The sequence below is a fragment of the Paenibacillus sp. J31TS4 genome, from assembly GCF_018403265.1.
In the GTDB taxonomy this organism is placed as follows: Bacteria; Bacillota; Bacilli; order Paenibacillales; family NBRC-103111; genus J31TS4.
The window spans coordinates 872,162-892,306 of record NZ_BOSI01000002.1 but is presented as its reverse complement, the minus strand read 5'-3'; the positions used below and the strand labels follow the sequence as shown (position 1 = coordinate 892,306).

At 59.8% G+C, this 20,145-nt stretch carries 21 protein-coding genes; 4 read left to right on the top strand and 17 right to left on the bottom strand.

Translation table 11 applies throughout. The features are described 5' to 3' along the window. The first annotated feature begins 11 nt into the window (after positions 1–11). A complete protein-coding gene (locus tag KJS47_RS14810; RefSeq protein WP_213525791.1) occupies positions 12–644 on the top strand; it encodes a GNAT family N-acetyltransferase in 633 nt (210 codons plus the stop codon). A gap of 18 nt (positions 645–662) precedes the next feature. Next, positions 663–1,859 (top strand): acetoin utilization protein AcuC, encoded by a 1,197-nt coding sequence (locus tag KJS47_RS14805; RefSeq protein ID WP_213525790.1) that lies wholly within the window; start codon positions 663–665, stop codon positions 1,857–1,859. A gap of 140 nt (positions 1,860–1,999) precedes the next feature. Here KJS47_RS14805 and KJS47_RS14800 read toward each other — a convergent pair whose 3' ends face one another. The 12 genes from KJS47_RS14800 to aroA all read right to left on the bottom strand — a co-directional run bounded on the left by KJS47_RS14800 (position 2,000) and on the right by aroA (position 13,282). Next, positions 2,000–2,704 carry a 5'-methylthioadenosine/adenosylhomocysteine nucleosidase gene (locus tag KJS47_RS14800; protein ID WP_213525789.1) on the bottom strand — a complete coding sequence of 235 codons (705 nt, stop codon included), beginning with the start codon at positions 2,702–2,704 and terminating at the stop codon, positions 2,000–2,002. Between the two features lie 187 nt (positions 2,705–2,891). After that, complete coding sequence (ccpA, locus tag KJS47_RS14795) at positions 2,892–3,899, bottom strand: catabolite control protein A (protein ID WP_213525788.1); 1,008 nt, start codon at positions 3,897–3,899, stop codon at positions 2,892–2,894. A gap of 107 nt (positions 3,900–4,006) precedes the next feature. Further along, entirely contained in the window at positions 4,007–4,348 is a 342-nt protein-coding gene (ytxJ, locus tag KJS47_RS14790) for a bacillithiol system redox-active protein YtxJ (RefSeq protein WP_213525787.1), read from the bottom strand. A gap of 127 nt (positions 4,349–4,475) precedes the next feature. After that, positions 4,476–4,892 carry a hypothetical protein gene (locus tag KJS47_RS14785; protein ID WP_249716407.1) on the bottom strand — a complete coding sequence of 139 codons (417 nt, stop codon included), beginning with the start codon at positions 4,890–4,892 and terminating at the stop codon, positions 4,476–4,478. Positions 4,893–4,996: 104 nt separating this feature from the next. After that, positions 4,997–5,410, bottom strand: a complete 414-nt coding sequence (locus KJS47_RS14780) for a VanZ family protein (RefSeq protein ID WP_213525785.1) — start codon at positions 5,408–5,410, stop codon at positions 4,997–4,999. Continuing rightward, positions 5,407–5,961: a type 1 glutamine amidotransferase domain-containing protein gene (locus KJS47_RS14775; RefSeq protein WP_213525784.1), complete on the bottom strand. Its 555-nt coding sequence runs from the start codon at positions 5,959–5,961 to the stop codon at positions 5,407–5,409. Before KJS47_RS14775 ends, KJS47_RS14780 begins: the two co-directional genes overlap by 4 nt. Positions 5,962–5,984: 23 nt before the next feature. Further along, positions 5,985–7,736 carry a phosphoenolpyruvate--protein phosphotransferase gene (gene ptsP / locus KJS47_RS14770; protein WP_213525783.1) on the bottom strand — a complete coding sequence of 584 codons (1,752 nt, stop codon included), beginning with the start codon at positions 7,734–7,736 and terminating at the stop codon, positions 5,985–5,987. After that, entirely contained in the window at positions 7,733–9,622 is a 1,890-nt protein-coding gene (locus KJS47_RS14765; protein WP_213525782.1) for a glucose PTS transporter subunit IIA, read from the bottom strand. Before KJS47_RS14765 ends, ptsP begins: the two co-directional genes overlap by 4 nt. Positions 9,623–9,820: 198 nt before the next feature. Beyond that, positions 9,821–10,474, bottom strand: a complete 654-nt coding sequence (locus tag KJS47_RS14760; protein ID WP_213525781.1) for a hypothetical protein — start codon at positions 10,472–10,474, stop codon at positions 9,821–9,823. A gap of 187 nt (positions 10,475–10,661) precedes the next feature. After that, the gene (locus tag KJS47_RS14755) at positions 10,662–11,090 is read right to left on the bottom strand and encodes a CoA-binding protein (protein ID WP_213525780.1); all 429 of its coding nucleotides are present in this window, start codon (positions 11,088–11,090) and stop codon (positions 10,662–10,664) included. Positions 11,091–11,123: 33 nt separating this feature from the next. After that, a complete protein-coding gene (locus KJS47_RS14750) occupies positions 11,124–11,963 on the bottom strand; it encodes a C39 family peptidase (RefSeq protein WP_213525779.1) in 840 nt (279 codons plus the stop codon). Between the two features lie 26 nt (positions 11,964–11,989). After that, a complete protein-coding gene (aroA, locus tag KJS47_RS14745) occupies positions 11,990–13,282 on the bottom strand; it encodes a 3-phosphoshikimate 1-carboxyvinyltransferase (RefSeq protein WP_213525778.1) in 1,293 nt (430 codons plus the stop codon). 238 nt (positions 13,283–13,520) lie between these two features. Between aroA and KJS47_RS14740 the strand changes: the two genes are divergently transcribed. Beyond that, positions 13,521–13,814 (top strand): rhodanese-like domain-containing protein, encoded by a 294-nt coding sequence (locus KJS47_RS14740; protein WP_213525777.1) that lies wholly within the window; start codon positions 13,521–13,523, stop codon positions 13,812–13,814. A gap of 50 nt (positions 13,815–13,864) precedes the next feature. Here the strand turns inward: KJS47_RS14740 and KJS47_RS14735 are convergent, their stop codons facing one another. Next, positions 13,865–14,434 carry a shikimate kinase gene (locus KJS47_RS14735; protein WP_213525776.1) on the bottom strand — a complete coding sequence of 190 codons (570 nt, stop codon included), beginning with the start codon at positions 14,432–14,434 and terminating at the stop codon, positions 13,865–13,867. Positions 14,435–14,544: 110 nt separating this feature from the next. Between KJS47_RS14735 and KJS47_RS14730 the strand changes: the two genes are divergently transcribed. Continuing rightward, positions 14,545–14,835, top strand: a complete 291-nt coding sequence (locus KJS47_RS14730) for a hypothetical protein (RefSeq protein ID WP_213525775.1) — start codon at positions 14,545–14,547, stop codon at positions 14,833–14,835. A gap of 12 nt (positions 14,836–14,847) precedes the next feature. Here the strand turns inward: KJS47_RS14730 and gndA are convergent, their stop codons facing one another. The 4 genes from gndA to KJS47_RS14710 form a co-directional block, all read right to left on the bottom strand. Further along, positions 14,848–16,260, bottom strand: coding sequence for an NADP-dependent phosphogluconate dehydrogenase (gene gndA / locus KJS47_RS14725; protein ID WP_213525774.1), 1,413 nt, complete (start codon positions 16,258–16,260; stop codon positions 14,848–14,850). A 33-nt stretch (positions 16,261–16,293) separates the two neighbouring features. Continuing rightward, complete coding sequence (locus KJS47_RS14720) at positions 16,294–17,061, bottom strand: SDR family oxidoreductase (RefSeq protein WP_213525773.1); 768 nt, start codon at positions 17,059–17,061, stop codon at positions 16,294–16,296. A gap of 209 nt (positions 17,062–17,270) precedes the next feature. Next, positions 17,271–18,833 carry a gluconokinase gene (locus KJS47_RS14715; RefSeq protein WP_213525772.1) on the bottom strand — a complete coding sequence of 521 codons (1,563 nt, stop codon included), beginning with the start codon at positions 18,831–18,833 and terminating at the stop codon, positions 17,271–17,273. Continuing rightward, positions 18,830–20,104 (bottom strand): nickel pincer cofactor-dependent isomerase, group 22, encoded by a 1,275-nt coding sequence (locus KJS47_RS14710; protein ID WP_213525771.1) that lies wholly within the window; start codon positions 20,102–20,104, stop codon positions 18,830–18,832. Before KJS47_RS14710 ends, KJS47_RS14715 begins: the two co-directional genes overlap by 4 nt. Between the last annotated feature and the right edge of the window lie 41 nt (positions 20,105–20,145).

Here is a 20,145-nt window from a genome sequence, read left to right as displayed (position 1 = left end):
AGCTGGACTCCATGGACCATATCAAGATCTATCAATGCGTCGACTTCGAGAAAAACGGCAAACGGATCCGGATTGAAGGCCCTGTCTCTCCCTCCGATATTGAACAGCTGACGATGCACAAGGACCTCGACGCCTTCCGCAGGCCGAAGGACCAGCAGGAAGCGCTCGCCGAGATCGCCGGTCTTCCCGAGGGCCGGATCATTCTGGCCCGCGACGAAGACGTCATCGTCGGCTATGTGACATTTCATTATCCCGACGAGATGGAAAACTGGTCGCAGGCGAACATGGAAGATCTGATCGAGCTCGGCGCCATCGAGGTCGCCGACGATTATCGCCAGTACGGCATCGGCAAGCGGCTCATCAAGCTGGCGTTCGACAAAGGCCAGCTGGAGAACGTCATTGTCTTCACGACCGAATATTATTGGCATTGGGACCTGCAGGGAAGCGGGCTCAGCGTATGGGATTACCGGAAGATGATGGAAAAGTTAATGCAGTCGGTTGACATGGTATGGTATGCTACTGACGATCCCGAAATTTCGTCTCATCCGGCAAACTGCCTGATGGTACGGATCGGGAAGGACGTACCGCTGCCATCGATCGAGCAGTTCGATCGGCTCCGGTTTCGACAACGCTTTATGTATTAGTGCTGGGGGGAACCTAAGTTGAGCAGTAACGCTGTGTTTATTTTCGACCCGAGCGAGCTGGGCTACGCTTTCAACGACGAGCATCCCTTTGATCAGAAGCGCCTGGAGCTGACGGTCGATTTATTGACCAGAGCGGGAGCGTTACCCTCATCCGCCATCATCCCTCCTCGCATTGCCACGGAGGAAGAGATACAACTGGTCCATTTGGAAACATACATCGATGCGGTGAAGGGATTAAGCGACCCGGAGCCCGGCGAATTTTGGCTTGCCCAGGCGGACAAGTGGGGCCTGCAGACCGAGGACACCCCTTTCTTCGAAGGCATGCACGATGTCACCGCCAAGATCGTGGGAGGCTCCTTGGAGGCGGCCGAATTCATCATGAGCGGGAAGGCCGAACACGCTGTCCATTTGGGCGGGGGGCTGCATCATGCCATGCGGCACAAGGGAGCGGGCTTCTGCGTCTATAACGACGCTTCCGTGACGATCTCGTATCTGCGCGAGAAATTCCATGCCCGCGTTCTCTATGTCGATACGGACGTCCATCACGGGGACGGCGTCCAGTGGGCCTTTTATGACGATCCCGATGTCATGACCGTCTCTATCCACGAGACCGGCAAATACCTGTTCCCCGGAACGGGTGCTGTCGAGGAGCGGGGAGTCGGCCAAGGCTTCGGCACTAACATTAACATTCCGGTGGAACCGTTTACCGAGGACGACTCGTGGTTGGACAGCTTTCACGACGTTCTTGTAAGGGCGGTCGCCTCCTTCAAACCCGATATCATCGTCTCCCAGCATGGCTGCGACGCGCATGCATACGATCCGCAGGCGCATGTTCACTGCAGCATGCGGATTTACCGCGAAATGCCCAAACTCATCCATGAGCTTGCCCATCAGCATTGCGGAGGCAAATGGCTCGCGCTGGGGGGCGGCGGCTACGACATCTGGCGGGTCGTCCCCCGGGCTTGGAGCCTGCTGTGGATGACGATGATCGACCATCCCCTGCTTGAACGCCTCGATCAGGATCCGCTTGCTCCGCTGCCGGCCGACTGGCTCGCCGCGTGGCAGCCGATCAGTCCCGTCCTCATTCCCGGCACCTGGATGGATCCGGTCGGCGAATGGGAACCCATCCCTCGGCGGCGGGAGATTAACGAGAAGAACAAGCGGACCAAGGAAATCGCGCTCCTCTATCTCCCCGAGACCGACAGCGCTTCCTGATGGGACTAGGGTTCTCTGCTCCATGGGGGAGCCTTCGGCATCCCTAAACCATCAAACGCAAACAAGCCGTCAGGCGACCACCTGACGGCTCTTTTTGTTGTCATTGTCTCCAGCTACTGCGGTGGTTGGACTTGGCCGCGTTAGCCCAGTCGTGCCAAGAGCCCTTCCACGATCCGGTAGGAATTTTCCGAGGCCTGCTTCGTGAACTCAGGAAAGTTGACCGAAGCGGACCCGTCCGCCTTGTCCGACATGGCCCGGATAACGACGAACGGCACTTCGTTCATGTGGCACACCTGCGCCACGGCCGCGCCTTCCATCTCGGTGCAGGCGCCGCCCATAACCTTGTGCAGCTCGGCGACCTTTGCCCGGTCAGCGATAAACTGGTCGCCGGACAGAATGCGCCCCCACTTGGTCTTGCCCGGGAACAGCTCCCGGCTCGTCTCGTACGCCTGCTCGCTCAGCTCCTTGTCGGCCGTGAAGACCGACACCTCCTGATACGGGATGATCCCCCTCTCATAGCCGAGCGCCGTCACGTCAATGTCATGCTGCAGACATTCGGTCGAGACGACGATATCCCCGATCTCCAGGGCAGGGTCGACCGCCCCCGCCACTCCCGTGAACACGACCGCATCTACGCCGAAGGCGTCAATCAGCACTTGGGTACAGACCGCCGCATTGACCTTGCCTACGCCGGATTTGCAGACAACCACCGGCCGGTCCTGAAACCGTCCTTGTGTGTAGGAAATACCCGCCTTACGGACCGTCTCCGTCTGCTCCATCGCCTGATGCAGCAGCTCAACCTCCTCGGCCATCGCGCCGATAATCCCGATCGATTCTTTGCTCATGCCCTTCTCCCCTTTGTTCCAAATCGTCCCGGAGCAAAACTCCGGCCATGACGCATCCGCTGCGCGCTGCGAGGCAGGCACGCTCCCTGCTTGGCGGCGGCAAGAAAAGCCCCGCTTGCCGTTGAAGCGGGGCTTCGTTCCCTATCCTTGCATTCTCCGGCCAAGCCGGAGCTATCGACCCGCCCGCTTATTTCGCAGGCGCTACCGATTGGCGCATGATGACCTCGTGAGGGAGAATGAACTTGGACTGTTCCACGTTCTCCTTATTCATCAGTTTGGTCAGCAGGCGCATCGAGACCGCACCGATGTCGTACATCGGCTGAGCCACAGCGGTCAGCTGCGGACGGACCATCTCCGCCATACGGCTGTTGTCCACGCTGATGACCGACAGGTCGTCCGGCACCTTGAGGCCTGCGTCCTGAATCGCATGAATCGCACCCAGCGCCATCTCGTCTGTCGCGGCAAAGATTGCGGTCGGACGTTCGGACAGGCCGAGGAAGTGCTTCATTGCTTCGACGCCGGATTCGTACTTGTAGTTGCCGATCCGCACGTAATCCTCGTGGAAGCCGAGCCCCGCCTCCTCTACCGCCCGCTTGTAGCCCTGGTAGCGTGCGAAGCCGACAGCCGGATCCTGAAGCGTGCCGCTGATCATGGCGATACGGCGGTGTCCGCTCTTGATCAGTACCTGCGTCGCGTCGTAGGCTGCCCCTTCATGGTCGATGTCGACCGAAGGGATCGTCTCGCTACCGTCCGTTGTGGCACAGAGCACAATCGGGATCGAGGAAGTCCGGAAAGCCTGTACGTGCTCGTCCGTCACATGGCCACCCATGAACAACAGGCCGTCCACCTGCTTCTCCAGCAGCGTATTGATAACCCGGATCTCCTTCTCCTTCTTCTTGTCCGCGTTACTCAGGATGATATTATAGTGGTACATCGTGGCAATGTCCTCGATTCCGCGGGCCACCTCGGCAAAGTTCATGTTCGAGATGTCGGGAATGACGACGCCGACGGTCGTAGTTTTTTTGCTGGCAAGCCCGCGGGCAACGGCGTTCGGGCGATAGCCGAGACGCTCGATCGCTTCGAAAACTTTCTTCCGGGTTTGCGGCTTCACGTTAGGGTTGTTGTTGACCACACGGGAAACCGTTGCCATGGAAACGCCGGCTTCACGGGCCACATCATAAATGGTTACGGTCACTATTCTTCGCTCCATCAGATTCAATTTTATACGGGGAAAAGCCTCTATCCTTTTTATGATACGACAAAACGGAAAACTTTACAAACATCCGGCCGGATGGTCGCTTGTCACTTCACGTTTTCTTTGAGACTTTCCTTCGTAATCCGCCAATGCGACGTATGCCAGACCGCTTCGCCGTTCTTGATCAGAATCGCCTGCGGCGACTCGTGTTTCACCGAAAGCGTCTCGGCAATCGCATTGGAGACAGGACGGGACTCCACAACTAGGACGAGGCAATACTCCACACCCGCGTTCGGTTCTTTGTTCAGGTAGGACATGTATTGGTCGTATGCGTCCGCACTGACCGGGCAGCGCGTGCTGTGTTTAAAAACGAAGACAGGCTTTTGCTCGGAAAGCTTGTGCACCGCGTTCCATTCCTCGACCGTGCTCAATTGGTTAACGGCTTCCATGGAATCCTCTCCTTCTTATTAGTCTAACCGTGAATCTTCCCCTGCTTACGTACTTATTGGACTAATACTAACAAAATTTAACGAGAAAAGCCAACTTGCGTTGGCTTTTTTCCCCGCGTGGAGGCCATTATGAGACCAAAGATGACAAATTGCCGTACTGGGAAATCTGGCGGAGACGGCGCTCGAGATCCTTCCGCCACTCGGCGTCGTTAAGCGACCGGGCGAGGAGCATCATGTCGAGCAGCTCGTTGACGCGCTCCCGGACAATGTCTTGAACCGGGCGGCCCTGCTGCTGCTTGTCGCAGGCCAGAATAAGCAGATGCGCCAGCTCGCTAGTCTGGTCAAAATAGATCGTTCTTCTCTCCGGCTCACTGCCGAACGACCGGATCAGGTCGGTGACCTCCGCCTTGATCGCGGGCAGCACTTCCTGAATATCGCACGTCTCGCAGCTGCATACCGGGACATTCTCAATGACGACAACCTTCTGAAAGATTACCGTTCGCAGCGCGATGTGCATGGAAGTGCCGCACAGACACAATTTCATCAAGAGACTCAACTCCTAAACCTCACACTCAAGTTACCAAACTGACGTTGCCTCTTATCTTCGTTAAGAACGCCCCGGATTCCTTCTGGTAAAGCAAGGGCACTCTACCTTTTCTTCGCATGCGGAAGCTTGGCGTACAGCCTCGCGATTCCCGGAATCGAAACGAACAGCATGGCAAGAGCGGCCCCGATCCCGTCGTTGCGCAGATCCGCGAGATCGGACATGCGGCCCGGCACGAACAACTGGTGGTACTCGTCGGTGGCGCCGTACAGCAGCGCCGGCACGATCACGCCGAGCTTGGCTTTCCACGTGGGCTTCTCGTCGGCCAGTGCCCAGAGGAAGGCGAGGCCGAGCACGAAGTATTCGAGGAAGTGGCCCCAATCGAAGCTCTGCATGGCCGGCAGCAGCTTTTGGAAGAAGGGCAGCAGTGTATTGATCTCCGAGCCTGTCTGTGCGGAGAAGGTGAAGATGACCGCCATCCAGACGACCGCCGGCAGCCAGCGATAGACCAGCCTCACGCGCCCGTCTTCCTGTCCGCTGACTCCGCGTACTTCTCGAGGACGCGGACATATTCCTTGACGAATGCCGGCAGATCCGGTGGCCGGCGACCCGATACGAGATTGCGGTCGACTACTACTTCCTCGTCAACCCAGACGGCTCCGGCGTTCTCCAGGTCGTCTTTGATGCCAGGCGTGGATGTCATCGTATACCCGCTCACGATCTTGGCCGAGATAAGCACCCAGCCGGCATGGCAGATCTGGGCGATCGGCTTGCCCGCCTCGTGGAAGGCACGCGTCAGCTGCAAGACAGACTCATAGCGCCGCAGCTTGTCGGGAGCCCAGCCGCCGGGCACATACAAACCGATGTAATCGGCTGCCGACGCTTCGTCAAACGATATCGCTGTTGTGAGCGGAACACCGTATTTCCCCTTATACGTCTTGCCGGCCTCTGGTCCCGCCAAATCGACCTGAAGGCCCTCTTCCTGCAGGCGCAGGACTGGGTACCACATCTCCAGGTCTTCGAATTCATCCTCCACCAGCGCCAAAATGCGCCGTTCTTGCAAGTTCATCTGCTCCTCCTCCTTATCGTTCCTTATTCTTGAATCTGTCCGGTTCCTCCAAGCAGGCCACCGGCGGCCTGCTCGAGCAGTGAACGGATCTCCTGGCTGTCCGAGCAGGCTAGCAGCCGGTTCATAAGCTCTGCGCTATCCTTGCTGCTGCTCGCGAGCAGTCTCGCCTTGAGCGGAAGCAGCAATTTGACCGACATGCTTAGCTCCGTGACGCCGAGTGCCAGCCAAATCGGCAGCGCCAATGGATCGCCCGCCATCTCTCCGCAGACGCTAACAGGGATGCCCGCCCGCTGAGCAGCCTCGGCGGTATGCTTAACCATCCGCAGCACGGCCGGATGATAGGGTTCGTACAAATGTGCCACCTGCTCGTTCATCCGGTCGACGGCCAGCAGATATTGGACGAGATCGTTCGTCCCGATGCTGAAGAAGTCGGTCTCGCGCGCGAGCAGATCGGCGATTGCCGCAGCGGCCGGCACTTCCACCATAATGCCGACCGGAAGCTTCCGGTCGAACGGGTGCCCCTCCTCCTCAAGCTCTTTCTTCGCTTCCTCCAATAGAGCGTTCGCCTGGCGAAGCTCCTGAAGGGAGGAGATCATCGGATACATAAGCTTGACGTTGCCGTAATGGCTCGCTCTCAATATCGCCCGCAGCTGGGCCTTGAACAGCTCGGTGCGGTCGAGCGAGATACGGATCGCCCGGTAACCGAGGAAGGGATTGTCTTCCTCGGGAAACGGTATGTAGTCGATATTCTTGTCTCCGCCGACATCCAGCGTCCGGATGACGATCGAGCGGCCAGGCCCGAGCCGCTGCGCCGCCTCGCGGTAAACCTCCAGCTGCTCCTCCTCGGACGGGAAGGTGCTGCGGTCCATATAGAGGAACTCCGTGCGGAACAGGCCGACGCCGTCGGCGCCGCATTGAAAGGCGGGATCCAGGTCCTTGATCGCGCTGATGTTCGCCTTGAGGCGCACTTTCTTCCCATCGGTGGTTAGCGGCTCGACGTGGGCAAGCCCCTGAAGAAGCTCCAAATGCGCGAGCCATTCCTTCTTTCGGCGGCCGTATCGTTCGATCGTCTCCTCGTCCGGATTGACATAGACCGAGCCGTCCGAGCCGTCCATGATGATCGTGTCGCCGGTGGCGATCGGCTCGTCCTGCTTGCCTTCGAGGCCGATGACAAGCGGCATGCCCATAGCGCGCGCCATGATGGCCGAATGGGAGTTCGTTCCTCCCATCAGCGTGACGACGCCGAGCACCTTGGCCGGATCGATATGCGCCCACTGCGACGGAGACAATTCGCGGGCGACGAGAATGTAAGGCTCCTCCTGGACCGGGATCTCATCGTCCCAATACCCGAGCAGGTGCTTGAGCAGCCGGTTGCCCACATCCCGGATGTCGGCTGCCCTCTCCTTCATGTAATCGTCGTCGAGCAGATCGAACATGCCGACGAACTTGTCGATCGTCTCCTTGACGGCCACTTCGGCCGCCTTGAACTGCCTCTGCATGATGTCGCGCACTTCGTTGATAAAGATCGGATCTTCGAGTATGGCGAGATGCGCATTAAAAATATGGGACTCCTCTTCCCCTATGAGCTGGGAAATGTCCTGCTTGATCGTTTCGAGTTCAGACTTAGACGTTTCGACCCCTTCGTACAGCTTTTCGAATTCGTAAGCCAAATCTGATACATCTACAAATTTGTCAGGCAGGTTCCATTCCCAACTGGGCAGAACGATTGCTTTGCCGATAGCAATCCCGTTCGATGCGCCGATTCCCTTTATCATTGGTCATGACCTCCACCTGAAGCATTCTCTTCTTTAAGAACGACCGACATGACGGCGCCCTGGCCTTTCTTGACCGCCTTGAACGGGGCGAAGCTCCAGGACTTGATCCGATCGGTGTTCGTTATGAGCATAGGCGTCGCCAGCGACTTGGCATGCTGCTTGACTTTGGGCAGATTGAAGCGCACCAGAAGCTGCCCCGCCTCGACGACGTCGCCTTCCTTGACGAAGGCAGTAAACAAGCCGTCCTCCAGCTGAACGGTATCGATGCCGATATGTAGCAGCACCTCCAGACCGTCCTCCGTCCGGATGCCGAGCGCATGATGCGTCGGATAGAGATGGACGATTGTACCGGCAACCGGAGCGACCAGCTCGCCGCGATCCGGGATGAAGGCGACGCCGTCCCCTACGATCTTCCTGGCGAAAACCGCATCGGGCACGTCCTCGAGCGGGATCATCCTGCCTTGCATAGGCGAGTGGAACAGCACCTGCTTGAAGTCCTGCCGGGTGACCTTGACGATCTCCTCGCGAATCAGCTCCGAGAACGTTCCGAAGACGACCTGCACGTTGCCTCCGCCCAGCCGGATGACGCCAGCCGCCCCCAGATGCTTGAGTGCGGCGGTATCAATGAGCTTGTCGTTCTCCAGCGTGAGGCGCAGCCTCGTAATGCACGCTTCCATCGTGCGGATATTCCCTTTGCCGCCCAGCGCCTGCAGAATAAGCGGGGATCGGTAAGGGATGTCACCCGCCCATTCCTCCAGTGACGAGCCTTCCTCCCGCCCCGGTGTCGGCAGCTGAAAGCGGCGAATCGCCCACCGGAACAGAAGGAAATAGACGTAGGCATATACGATGCCGATCGGGATCAGCCAGAGTCCACGCGTAGCCAAATGCTCATTGAGAAAAAAGTCAATGGCTCCCGCGGAGAAGGAGAAGCCGTGGCGGATGCCCAGCTCATAGGCGATCCACATCGAAACGCCGGACAGCAGCGCGTGTGCGAAGAACAGCATCGGCGCCACGAACAGAAACGCGAACTCAATCGGCTCCGTTACCCCGGTGAGGAACGAAGCGAGAGCCGCCGTCAGGAACGTCCGCTTGACCTTCGGCTTGAGATCCTCCCTTGCCTCCTGGATGATCGCCAAGGCGACGGCCGGCAGCGCAAACATCATGATCGGATACAAGCCCGCCATATAGACGCCGGCCGTCGGATCGCCGGCGAAGTAACGGGGGAGATCCCCGATTACGACCGTCCCGTCAGCCCGCGTGAAGGAGCCGAGCTGAAACCAATAGACGTTGTTCAGAATATGGTGCAGCCCGGACGGCACGAGCAGCCGGTAAGCGACTCCGTACAGGAACGCGCCGAAGCCGCCGAGCCCGATCAGCGTCTCGCCGAGCAGCGTAAAGATCCTGAGGACGGTAGGTCCGACCTCGATCAGCGTGAAGGACAGCAGCAGCGTCAGCAGTCCCATCACAAGCGGCACGAAGCGGGGGCCGCCGAAGTATTGAATCGATTCCGGAAGCTGGATATTCTTAAACCGGTGGAAACACAAGGCGCTGAGGATGCCGATCAGGATACCGCCTGTGACACCCATATGAAAATGGGGCATAAATTTATCGGTCATCTGCGAAAGCAACGCGTAGCTGAGCAGCGCTGACAACCCGGCTATGCTGGCGTTTTCCGTCAGGCCGAGGGCGACCCCGACAGCGAACAGAAACGGCATATACGTGAAGATGAAATCCCCGGACTCATGAAGGAGTATACCCACATGCTCCATGCCGACGGAGCCCCACGGCATGGCACCGAGCCAGAGCAGCACGGAGGCTACCGGCAGGATGATCGTTGGCAGCATAAGCGAGCGGCCGAATTGCTGCAGGTTTCCCATCCAGTTCATCGGTGTGGTCAGGCCTCCTTTCCTAACTGAATGGTAAAGCCTCTGGCCCGTTTTGTAAAGAAAAGCGTCAAGCCGTCCCGACAGGTTGTCGGGACGGCTTGCGTGCCGGTCTTTTATAGGATCCAAGGAGAAGGAAGTTAGGCGGCTCCAGCACGTTCTCCGCTACTCCGTTCCTCCTCGATCGTAATGCCGCGGAATTTACCCGCGGAATCCGCTTTGGGACGGATTTTGCGAGTCGGAGCGCAGGTAGCTGTCATGCCCCTGCTGGTTTCCGCGGTAGTTCGCCGTGTGGAACGATTGCGAAGATTGGGCGTTGCCGAATTGGCTGCCGCTCTGCGCGCTCATGCCGAACGATTGGCTCATGCCGGACGCAGCATAGCCGCTCTGGGACGGCGACTGGGAGTCCGAGCGCAGGTAGTTGTCGTGGCCCTGCTGGTTCCCGCGATAGTTCGCCGTATGGAACGATTGCGGGGATTGGAAATTGCCGTACTGGCTGCCACTCTGCGCGCTCATCCCGAACGATTGTCCCATGCCGGACGAAGCATAGCCGCTTTGGGACGGCGATTGGGAATCCGAACGCAGGTAGTTGTCGTGGCCCTGCTGGTTCCCGCGATAGTTCGCCGTATGGAACGATTGCTGGGATTGGGACGAAGAATTCATGAACGATTGCTGATTGCTGCGGCCGTACTGCGACTGCACGAAACCGGTCGGCTCGAATTTGCGGGTTTGGCCGGCGTTCATCATGCCGTAGCCGCTTTGGGACGGGCTTTGGGAATCCGAGCGCAGGTAGCTGTCATGCCCTTGCTGGTTACCGCGGTAGCTGGCGGTGTGGAACTGGTTTTGGTTGTTCACGCGTGTTACCTCCCAGGCCTTGAGCGTGTAGTCTTCCGGTTAATCCGGAAGCCTCTCTTAGTGTCGCTCCACGGGCGGCTTTTATAGCTGTTGCTTTTTTCCTAGGCTCCGTTCCGCAGCCTATAGAACCGGCACCCGTCCGGCAAGCAAAAAAGCCGCCCCGTAAGGGAGCGGCTTCCACTGGATGTTACGAAGAACGGTTCGGCCGCAGTACGGCATCCTCAACCTTGATACAGCGATCCATAATAACCGTCAATCCGCCCTCCTGCGCAATGCGTGCCGCTTCGTCGCTTGCGATTCCGAGCTGCAGCCACAGCACCTTGGCGCCGATCTTAACCGCCTCTTCCGCCACCGGCGGGGTATGCTCGCTGCGCCGGAATACGTTGACGATATCGACGGGCTCTGGAATCGCGGACAGCGACGGATAGCAGCGTTCGCCGAGGATTTCCTCCGCATTGGGATTGACCGGGATGATGCGGTAGCCTCTGGCCTGCATCGCCTGCGCGACCATATGCGAGGTCCGCTCCGGATTGTCGGACAAGCCGACGACTGCGATGTTCCCGGCCCCCTCTAGCAGCTTCTTGATCTCTTCCCTGGTCGGATTCTCGAATGACATTGCGCTTCCTCCTCCTTGCCGTACTTCGTCCCTTCAGGACTCTGCCGGCTTATACGTAATGGCCTGCTTGCCCATCATCTCCCACGTCGTCAGGAACCGGTCTTTCTCAACCCGCACGTCCGCTTGACCCGTCAGCGGGTCGTTCACATAGACATACTGATCATCGAACCCCACCAGGAGCACGGCATGCTCCGAAAAGGTGGTGGTCACCGGTCCGGACGGCGTCTCCCACGTCATCCATTGGACCGACGTCTTGAAGTTGATCGTCGTCCAGGCGACGACCGGGATGCCCGACGCGACATGGTCCTCCAGCACCTCGAACGGCTGTCCGGTTAGGTCCAGACCGTTCGGCAGATACGTCTCCAGCATCGCCAGGAGCGGCTTGTGGTAGACGCCGAAGCCTTTGTTCCGGCCGGTGATGTCCCCGACGTAGCCTACGTTAGGATGCCCCCAATACGCAACCGTCCCGTCGGCTTTCCAGCGAATCGGCGTCGTATCCCGCGTAAGCTCCGGGACGAGCTCCATCTTGCCCTTCTGGATGCCGGCGAACTGGAGCAGCATCGTTAAGCTGGTGAGCTCGCACCCGGACCGCAGCTCGGGCATCTGACTGATGGCCGGCGCTGATAGGCGCGCCTCTGTCTTCCGGGGCTCTGGCGTTGGAGCCGGCGTCGGCGCGGGAGCGGCCGGAGCCGGAAGCACCAGCGACGAATCCAGCTGGTGGCGGCTGCCCCCGACGACGGCGAAGGCAGGCACCCAGTCCTGCCCGCTTATGCGCCCGTACAGCAGGACGCCCAGGAAACTGCTGGAGAGCACCAGCACAGCGAGGACGACCAGTCCTATTGTATATTTAAACAGATTGTAGAAGGATGCCATCGGTGTATCACATCATTTCGGTTATGCTAGTCTATCCGCTCGATTCTCGCGCCGAGCGACAGCAGATGGTCAAAATAAGTCGGGTACGACTTGGCGACATGATGGGCGTCGCGAATGACGAGGCCCTGCTCCGACCGGAGGCCGACGACCGTCAGCGCCATAATGACCCGATGGTCGAAATGGGCGTCGATCTCGACGCCGCCGCGCACTCCCTCGGGTTTGCCATGGACGATGATCTCGCTCTGGCGTTCCTCGACATGGGCGCCGGCTTTGTTTAGCTCTCGGACAAAATCGGTAATCCGGTCGCATTCCTTGTACCGCAAATTCTCCACGTTATAGAAGCGGGATGTCCCTTCGGCGAACACGGCGGCCGCCACCATCGCAAGCACCGCGTCGGTGAAGACGTCCCCGTCGAACTCTCCGGCTTTCAGCCTCCCGTTTCCCTGCACGTGAACGGTTCCGTTCTGATGAGTCAGCGGAACCTGCATGGCCCGCAGCACATCGACGACGGCGCGTTCCCCCTGCTTGCTCGTCTCCTCGAGCCGGTGAATCCGGATATCGGAATCCGTTACCGCCGCGGCCGCCAGAAGTGCGGCCGATCCCGGATAATCGCCCTGCACGACGTATTCCTTCGGCTGGTAGGCTTGTCCTCCCGGTACTCGATAGTGCATCAGATCGGAGCTCGCCTCTACCTGGATGCCCGCTTTCTCCAGCACTTCCAGCGTCTGGCGGACGATGATCTTGGACTTCAGGTCGTGCAGCACCTCGATCTCCGAATCTTCATTCAAGAGAGGCGTCATGAACAGCAGCGAGCTCAAAAACTGCGAGCTCACGCTGCCGGATACCGACAGCTTGCCTCCCCTTGGGCTGCCTCCATGGATGGTAATCGGCAGCTTCCCGTCCCGGTGCTCGACCCGGACGCCCATCTGGCCCAGCGTCTCGATCAGATCGTTGTGCGGCCGCTTGCCGAGCGATTCCGGATAAGCGTTGATGAACGTAACCTCGGGGCAGAAGGAGGCGATCGACATCAGAAACCGGAGCACCGCCCCAGCATTGCCGACGTTCAGCTCCTTCACCGGCAGCGGATGGCGGCCGAACCCCTTAATAACCATGCGGACATCGTCTTCCTGAAGCTCCGCACCCAGGTCCCGGATGCAGCGCCGCATGGCGTCGCTGTCCTCGCTGCGGGCGGGATACTGGATCGTACTCGTCCCATCCGCAAGCGCGCCGACCAGCATATAGCGGGTCGTATAATTTTTGGAGGATAATGCGTTGATCTCCCCTTCGAGACGGGAGGTGGGCTTCACAATAGCCTTCATCGGGTCGGACTCTCTCCTTCGTAACCAGCCGTTCGTCAGCAAGCGCCCCATTGGCACGGGACGAAACGGCTTCTCATTGGTATATATCGGTTTGAAGCAAGTGTACCATAAGCCCTGCGTGCTGGAAATGACCGGTAACCGCTTTGACTTGGGCTTCCCTCTTCCGATAAGATGACCTTATAGCGCCCTGCCCTCCGAAGGCGGGGCAATCCGACAGTCAGGAAGGAGAACGATCCTCATGCAAACCATTACCCCGCAAGAGGTCAAGGAGCGGCTCGCCCGCGGCGAAGCGCTTACCATCATCGACGTACGGGAGGACGAGGAAGTGGCGCAGGGTATGATCCCGGGCGCCCGCCATATCGCCCTCGGCCAGCTCCCGGACCGGCACGGCGAGATCAACGACGAGGACGAGGTCATTCTCGTCTGCCGCAGCGGCAACCGAAGCAGTAAGGCTTACGACTATCTAGCCGCCCTCGGCAAAAAGGGAATCATAAACATGACCGGCGGCATGCTCGCCTGGGACCGGCTCTAATCGGCCAACCGCCCGGCTTACGATCGTCTAACTCCGTATTTCCCTACCAACTACTCCGCTTTTCCGTACGTGTCTTTCTCCGGAAACGGAGCGGCCAGACCGGCCCCGCGGCCGAGAATGGCGGTCAGCTCGTCCACGATGTCCGGGACGGGCTTGCCGTCCGTCGCAACGGTCACGTCGGCGAACAGGTAAGCCTCTTTCCGCTCCTCCAGCAGCGCACGAACCCGTTCCTCCGCATTCCCCTGCAGCAGCGGCCGGTTCCCGTCCGCCCCCACTCGGCCTATAATCGTCTCGGGCAGCGCGGTCAGCGCCGCCACCAAGCCCTTTTCCTTCATTAGCGTACGGTTGGCCTCCGCCAGCACGGCTCCTCCCCCCGTCGCGATCACGACTCCGCTCCGCTCCAGCAGCGCGGCCAGCGTCTCATGCTCCTGCCGGCGGAAGTATGCCTCTCCGTCCTGCTCGAACATATCCCGAATCGAACGCCCCTCCCGCTTTTCCGCTTCCTCGTCGCTGTCGACGAACGTCCACCCGAGCCGCTCGGCCAAGGCGCGGCCCACGGTGCTTTTGCCGGTCCCCATGAAGCCGATCAGCACGATTTTGTCTTCTCTTATTCCCGCCATACCCGCACCCCTTCTCTATGAAATATTTCTCTTACCATAGCATGGACCGAGCCTATCCGGGAATAGACTGATAGAAACTCGGCCAAGGCCGCCAAAAAGGAGGGAGTTCCTTGCCCCAGCCCGTCAACCATCCCGACCCGGTCAGCCTGCGGCTCGACCGCATCCTCGCGCCGCTCCACCCTCTCACCCGAGAGGACGTGATTTGGGCGCTCGACCTGATCAAAAAGAAAACGGCCGAAGCCGACCCCCGCTTGCGGGATCTGCCTCAGCCGCTCTTGCTCAAGCATTTTCAATCGTTCGCCGAAACGGCCATGCAGCTCATTCACCGTCGCCCTGGCAGCGAGCACGAAGCGGAGCGCTTCAAGCGCTGGCTGCGTGAAGCGCAGAACGTGCTGCTCTAGCTCGCTAGTGGTTTAGTCGTTCAGCCACTCGAAGTGGAACGAGCCTTCCTTGTCCACCCGCTGGAACGTATGCGCGCCAAAGTAATCGCGCTGCGCCTGCAGCAGGTTGGCCGGAAGACGCTCGGTCCGGTAGCTGTCGTAGTACGACAGCGCCGAAGCGAACGAAGGTACCGGCACTCCGTACCGAACTGCTGTCGCAACGACGTTCCGCCAAGCGTCCTGGTAGCTCTCCACCACGTTCTTGAAGTAGTCGTCCAACAGCAGGTTGCGAAGCGCCGGATCGCGGTCGTACGCATCCTTGATGTTCTGCAGGAACGCCGCGCGGATGATGCAGCCGCCGCGGAAGATCATCGCGATGTTGCCGTATTTGAGATCCCAGCCGTATTCGTCCGAGGCGGCACGCATCTGGGCGAAGCCTTGGGCGTAGGAGCAAATTTTGCTTGCGTACAGCGCTTTGCGCACGTCCTCGATGAATGCGGCGCGGTCGCCCTCGAACGGCTTCGTAGACGGCCCGTTCAGCACCTTGCTCGCCGCTACCCGCTCTTCCTTCATCGCGGAGATGAACCGCGCGAAGACGGACTCGGTAATGATCGACAGCGGCACGCCGAGGTCGAGCGCGCTTTGGCTCGTCCACTTGCCGGTGCCCTTCTGGCCGGCGGAGTCGAGGATGACATCGACCATCGGCTTGCCGGTTTCGGGATCCTTCTTCGTAAAGATATCCGTCGTGATCTCGATCAGGTAGCTGTCGAGCTCGCCTTTGTTCCACTCGGCGAAGATGTCGTGCAGTTCTTCCATCCCGACGTTCAGCACGTCCTTCAGCAGCTGGTACGCTTCGCAGATCAGCTGCATGTCACCGTACTCGATGCCGTTATGGACCATCTTCACGTAGTGGCCGGCCCCGTCCGGTCCGATGTAAGTGCAGCAGGGATCTCCATTCACCTTCGCGGAGATGGCTGTCAGAATCGGCTCGACGAGCTGGTAGGCGCTCTCCTGGCCGCCAGGCATGATGGCCGGTCCTTTGAGCGCGCCTTCTTCGCCGCCCGAGACGCCGGTGCCGATGAAACGGATGCCCTTGGCCTCAAGCTCCTTGCTGCGGCGCTGCGTATCCGGGAAGAAGGCGTTGCCGCCGTCAATCAGGATATCGCCTTCATCGAGGAGCGGCACGAGCTGCTCGATGGTCGCGTCCGTCGCCTGGCCTGCTTTGACCATGATCAGGATTTTGCGCGGGACTTCAAGGGACTGGACGAATTCTTCCATGCTGTAGGTGCCGACCAGGTTTTTGCCTTCGGCTTCCGCTACCAGCTCCTTCGTTTTCTCCGGACTGCGGTTGAACACCGAGACGGAGAACCCTTTGCTTTCGATGTTGAGCGCCAGGTTTTTGCCCATGACGGCAAGTCCGACAACCCCGATTTGCTGTTTGCTCATATGTACCTCCACCCTTCCTGTTGCTTCTTTCTCTTAGATCGTAACGGAACCGAAGCCGCCGTCGACGCGGAGCAGCGCACCGGTAACGAAGCTCGACGCCTGCTCGGACGCGAGGAAGACCGCCGCTCCCTGAAGCTCCTCCGCATTCCCGAACCGGTTCATCGGAGTATGGCGCATAATCGATTCGACCCGATCTTCGGACAGAATCTTGCGGTTCTGCTCCGCCGGGAAAAAGCCCGGGATGATCGCGTTCACCCGGACCTTCGCCGGAGCAAACTCGCGGGCCAGGTACTTGGTTACGCTGTTCACACCCGCCTTGGAGGCGGAATAAGTGAAGACGCGTGACAGAGGCGGGTCCGAGGAAACCGAGGAAATGTTGATGATGCTGCCGCCTTGCCCCGCCTCGACCATATGGCGGCCGAACACCTGGCAGGCCAGCACTACGCTTTTCAGGTTAACCTCCATGATGGAATCCCATTCCTCCATTGTCAGCTCGAAGAACGGCGTCGATGCATTCTTGCCCGGACAGTTCATAAGAATATCGACCCGGCCCGTCCACGCCTTGATCTCCTCGAGCACCCGCTTCAGATCCGCTTCGCTCGTGGCATCCGCCTGGAACGCCTTCGCCCGGCCGCCCGCCTCCTTGATCCTCTCGCAGACCGCCTCCGTCTTCTCCTGGTTGCGGCCTACGACCGCCACATCCGCGCCGTGACCGCCCAGGCCGACGCACATCGCGCCCCCAAGCGTACTGTTTCCTCCAATGACAACTGCCGTTTTCCCGGTAAGATCGAATAAGTTCATGGCCGTGACGCCTCCATTCATTATATATCATTCGAACTGCCTGGCAATATCTTGGTTCTTGCGAAAGACCGGCGGCCGCGAGTCTGGGACATGCGCCCCGCCCGGTACATCCGTGCCTCCCGCGGTCTCACGCGTCTGGCCCCGGGCGAAGCCGGAAGCCTGGTGCCTCCGGCGTGCCGACGGGTATCCGAAGCCCGGCTCGCTGCGGCTTAACGCGCGGAGGCGTGCTTGTGCTGAAACGCCGAAATGGCGTCGAAATTCCCCACCAGCTGCTCGTAGACGCTCATGTAAATCTGGGCCAGCTCCTTGTAGACGAGATGGTTCGCCGGGTCGACCGCGTGGCGGCTGCCCGTCTGCACCCATTCGTGCACGCGGGAAAAGTCCTTGATCTCTCCCATTGCATACAAGCCGAGCTGGGCCGCTCCGAGCCCGGAGCTCTCATAAGATTCCGGAACCGTAACCGGTGTCCCGAGCACGTCCGCCATCATCTGGCGCCAGAACGCAGAGCGCGCGAAGCCTCCGGACGCACGAACCTCCGCCGTAGGGCCTCCGACCTCCTCAAGCGCCTGCACGACCGAATGAATGCGGAAGATGACGCCCTCAAGTACCGACCGGATCATATGCTTCTTCTCATGGGACATCGACAGGCCGAAGAAAACGCCCCTCGCATTCGCATTCCAGTAGGGAGCCCGTTCGCCCAGCAGAAACGGCAGGAAGAGCAGGCCCTCCGATCCGGCGGGCACCTTCTCCGCAAGCTCGGTCAAATAATCGTAAGGATCCATGCCCCGGCTGCGCGCCTCCTGCGCCTCGAGCGTCGCCAGCTGGTCCCGCACCCAGCGGAACATGATGCCGCCGTTGTTGATCGCGCCGCCGATGACCCAGAAGCCTTCGACGAGGGCGTAGCAGAACAAGCGCCCTTTGGGATCGGTAATCGGCCGGTCGACCACGCCTCTAACCGCGCCGCTCGTGCCGATCGTCACCGAGTAGATACCCGGCTCGTAAGCGCCGGCACCGAGATTCGCCAGCACGCCGTCCGAAGCGCCGACCACGAACGGCGTATCCGTCTCGAGGCCCATCTCGGCCGCGTCGGCCGCCCGGAGGCCCTGCAGCTTGTAGGTGGTGGGAACCGGCTCCGGCAGCTTGTCCGCCGGCAGGCCGAGCAGAGCCAGCGCACCCTCGTCCCAGGTGAGATGGCGGAGATTGAACATGCCCGTGGCGCTCGCGATCGAATGGTCGATCACGTAGCGGCCGAACAGCCGGGCGAAGACGAATTCCTTGATGCCGAGAAACTTGTAGGCGCCCTCGAACGTCGCCGGGTCATTCTCTTTCATCCAGAGCAGCTTGGTGAGCGGCGACATAGGATGAATCGGCGTTCCCGTTCTGAGGTAAATCTCGTGCCCCCCGAGCTCGCGCTTGATGCGGGCCGACTGTTCGCTGCTGCGGTTATCCGCCCACGTGATGCAGGCAGTGAGCGGATGGCCTTCCTTATCGACGGCGATCAGGCTGTGCATCGCGGAGCTGAAGGAGACGCACAGCACCTCGCTCGCGGAGATTCCCGCTTTGCGAACGGCCGTCTGGATGCCAAGCACGACCGCCTGGTAAATCTCGAGCGGGTCCTGCTCCGCGATCTCCGGACGCGGGGTGTGGAGCGGATATTCGATCGCGTGGGAGGCAACCACCCGCCCGGCCCGGTCGATGACGAGCGTTTTGGTACTGGTGGTGCCGATATCCGCCGCCAGAATGTATGGTTTTGTCGTAGTCTCGTTGGTCATGCGAACAGATTCCCTTCCTCATCGAACTGCAGGGCATACGGCATCTCGGACAGAATCTCGATGTCGGGATGCCGCCGCGCCTCCTCCAGCAGATTGACCGATATCTCGATTTCGCCCAAATGAAGCGTATCCTTGATGCGGACCAGCCGGCACTTGGTATAGTCCAGAATGTTGCACGTCTTCACAGCGGCCTTGATGGCGTCCTCCTGGTTCGCAAGTGTAGTCGCGATCTTGGTCGGCGCGCAGACGGTGGATGTCAGGCCGTTGGCATACGTGGCTGTCCGGTCCATTTGGTCGACGAGCCGCTGCGTGGTGAAGTCCGCCGTGCCGACGCCGTTGGCGTTGCCCTTCGTCTCTTTCGTCAGGTCGAGCACGACCATCTTGGACACGTCGGGGCCTCCTGTCGCATAGGGAGTCGGATAGCGGCCCGTGACGTTCGGGTCCATGCCGTCCCCGCTTATGTTCTTGCCGATGTAATCGATGACCAGCACGTCGATCTGGTCGAACAATATTTGGGGCAGCCGGGCTTTGGCCTCCTCGAGCAGCTCCATCTCGCGCTCCTCGATCTGTTCCGCCGGCAGCACCTCGATGCGGCACGTCTGGTCGTAGGCGTTCTCGACCAGGGCAACGCCGAAGAGGATCGGCAGCTTGTCGAGCATGACCCGGGCCATCGCCGGCACGTTCTCCGCCATATATTTGAATCCGAGCTGGTGGCACGCCTCGGCGCCCTTTTGCTTGCCGAGTCCGATCGAGATCATTTTCATGATGCCGCTCTCGATCCGGCCGCGGAAGGCCGTATGCGGTTTCACCCGATTGATTACGACGATGGCGTCCGCCTCGTAAGCGTACTTATCGATATAGACGGGCAGCCCGTTCGGCAGCTCGTCGAGCTTGACGACCTCCATCGTCGAGCGAATCGGCGCGCCCATTGCTTCTTCCGTCACGCCGAGATGCGCCAGCACCTCGGTCTGTCCCTCAGCCGTCGCTCCTCCGTGGCTGCCCATGCAGGGAACGATGAACGGGTGCGCTCCGGCTTCCCGGATTGCTTCGATCGTCAGCTTGGTGAACAAATCAATATTGGCGATGCCTCTGCTACCAACAGCGACCGCAACCTGCTGGCCGGGGCGGATCCGGTCGACGGCGCCGGGACGCTTGAGCTCCTTCCGGAGCGTACCCTCCGGATCCTCGACGACGGAAGCGTCGAAGTTTTGCCGAATCCGGACCATTTCAGGGATCGGAATGTCTTTAAGCAAGCTTTTCAAAATATCCAAATCGTACAATCTCCTTTCTATCTAGCCAGCCGTCTGTCCAA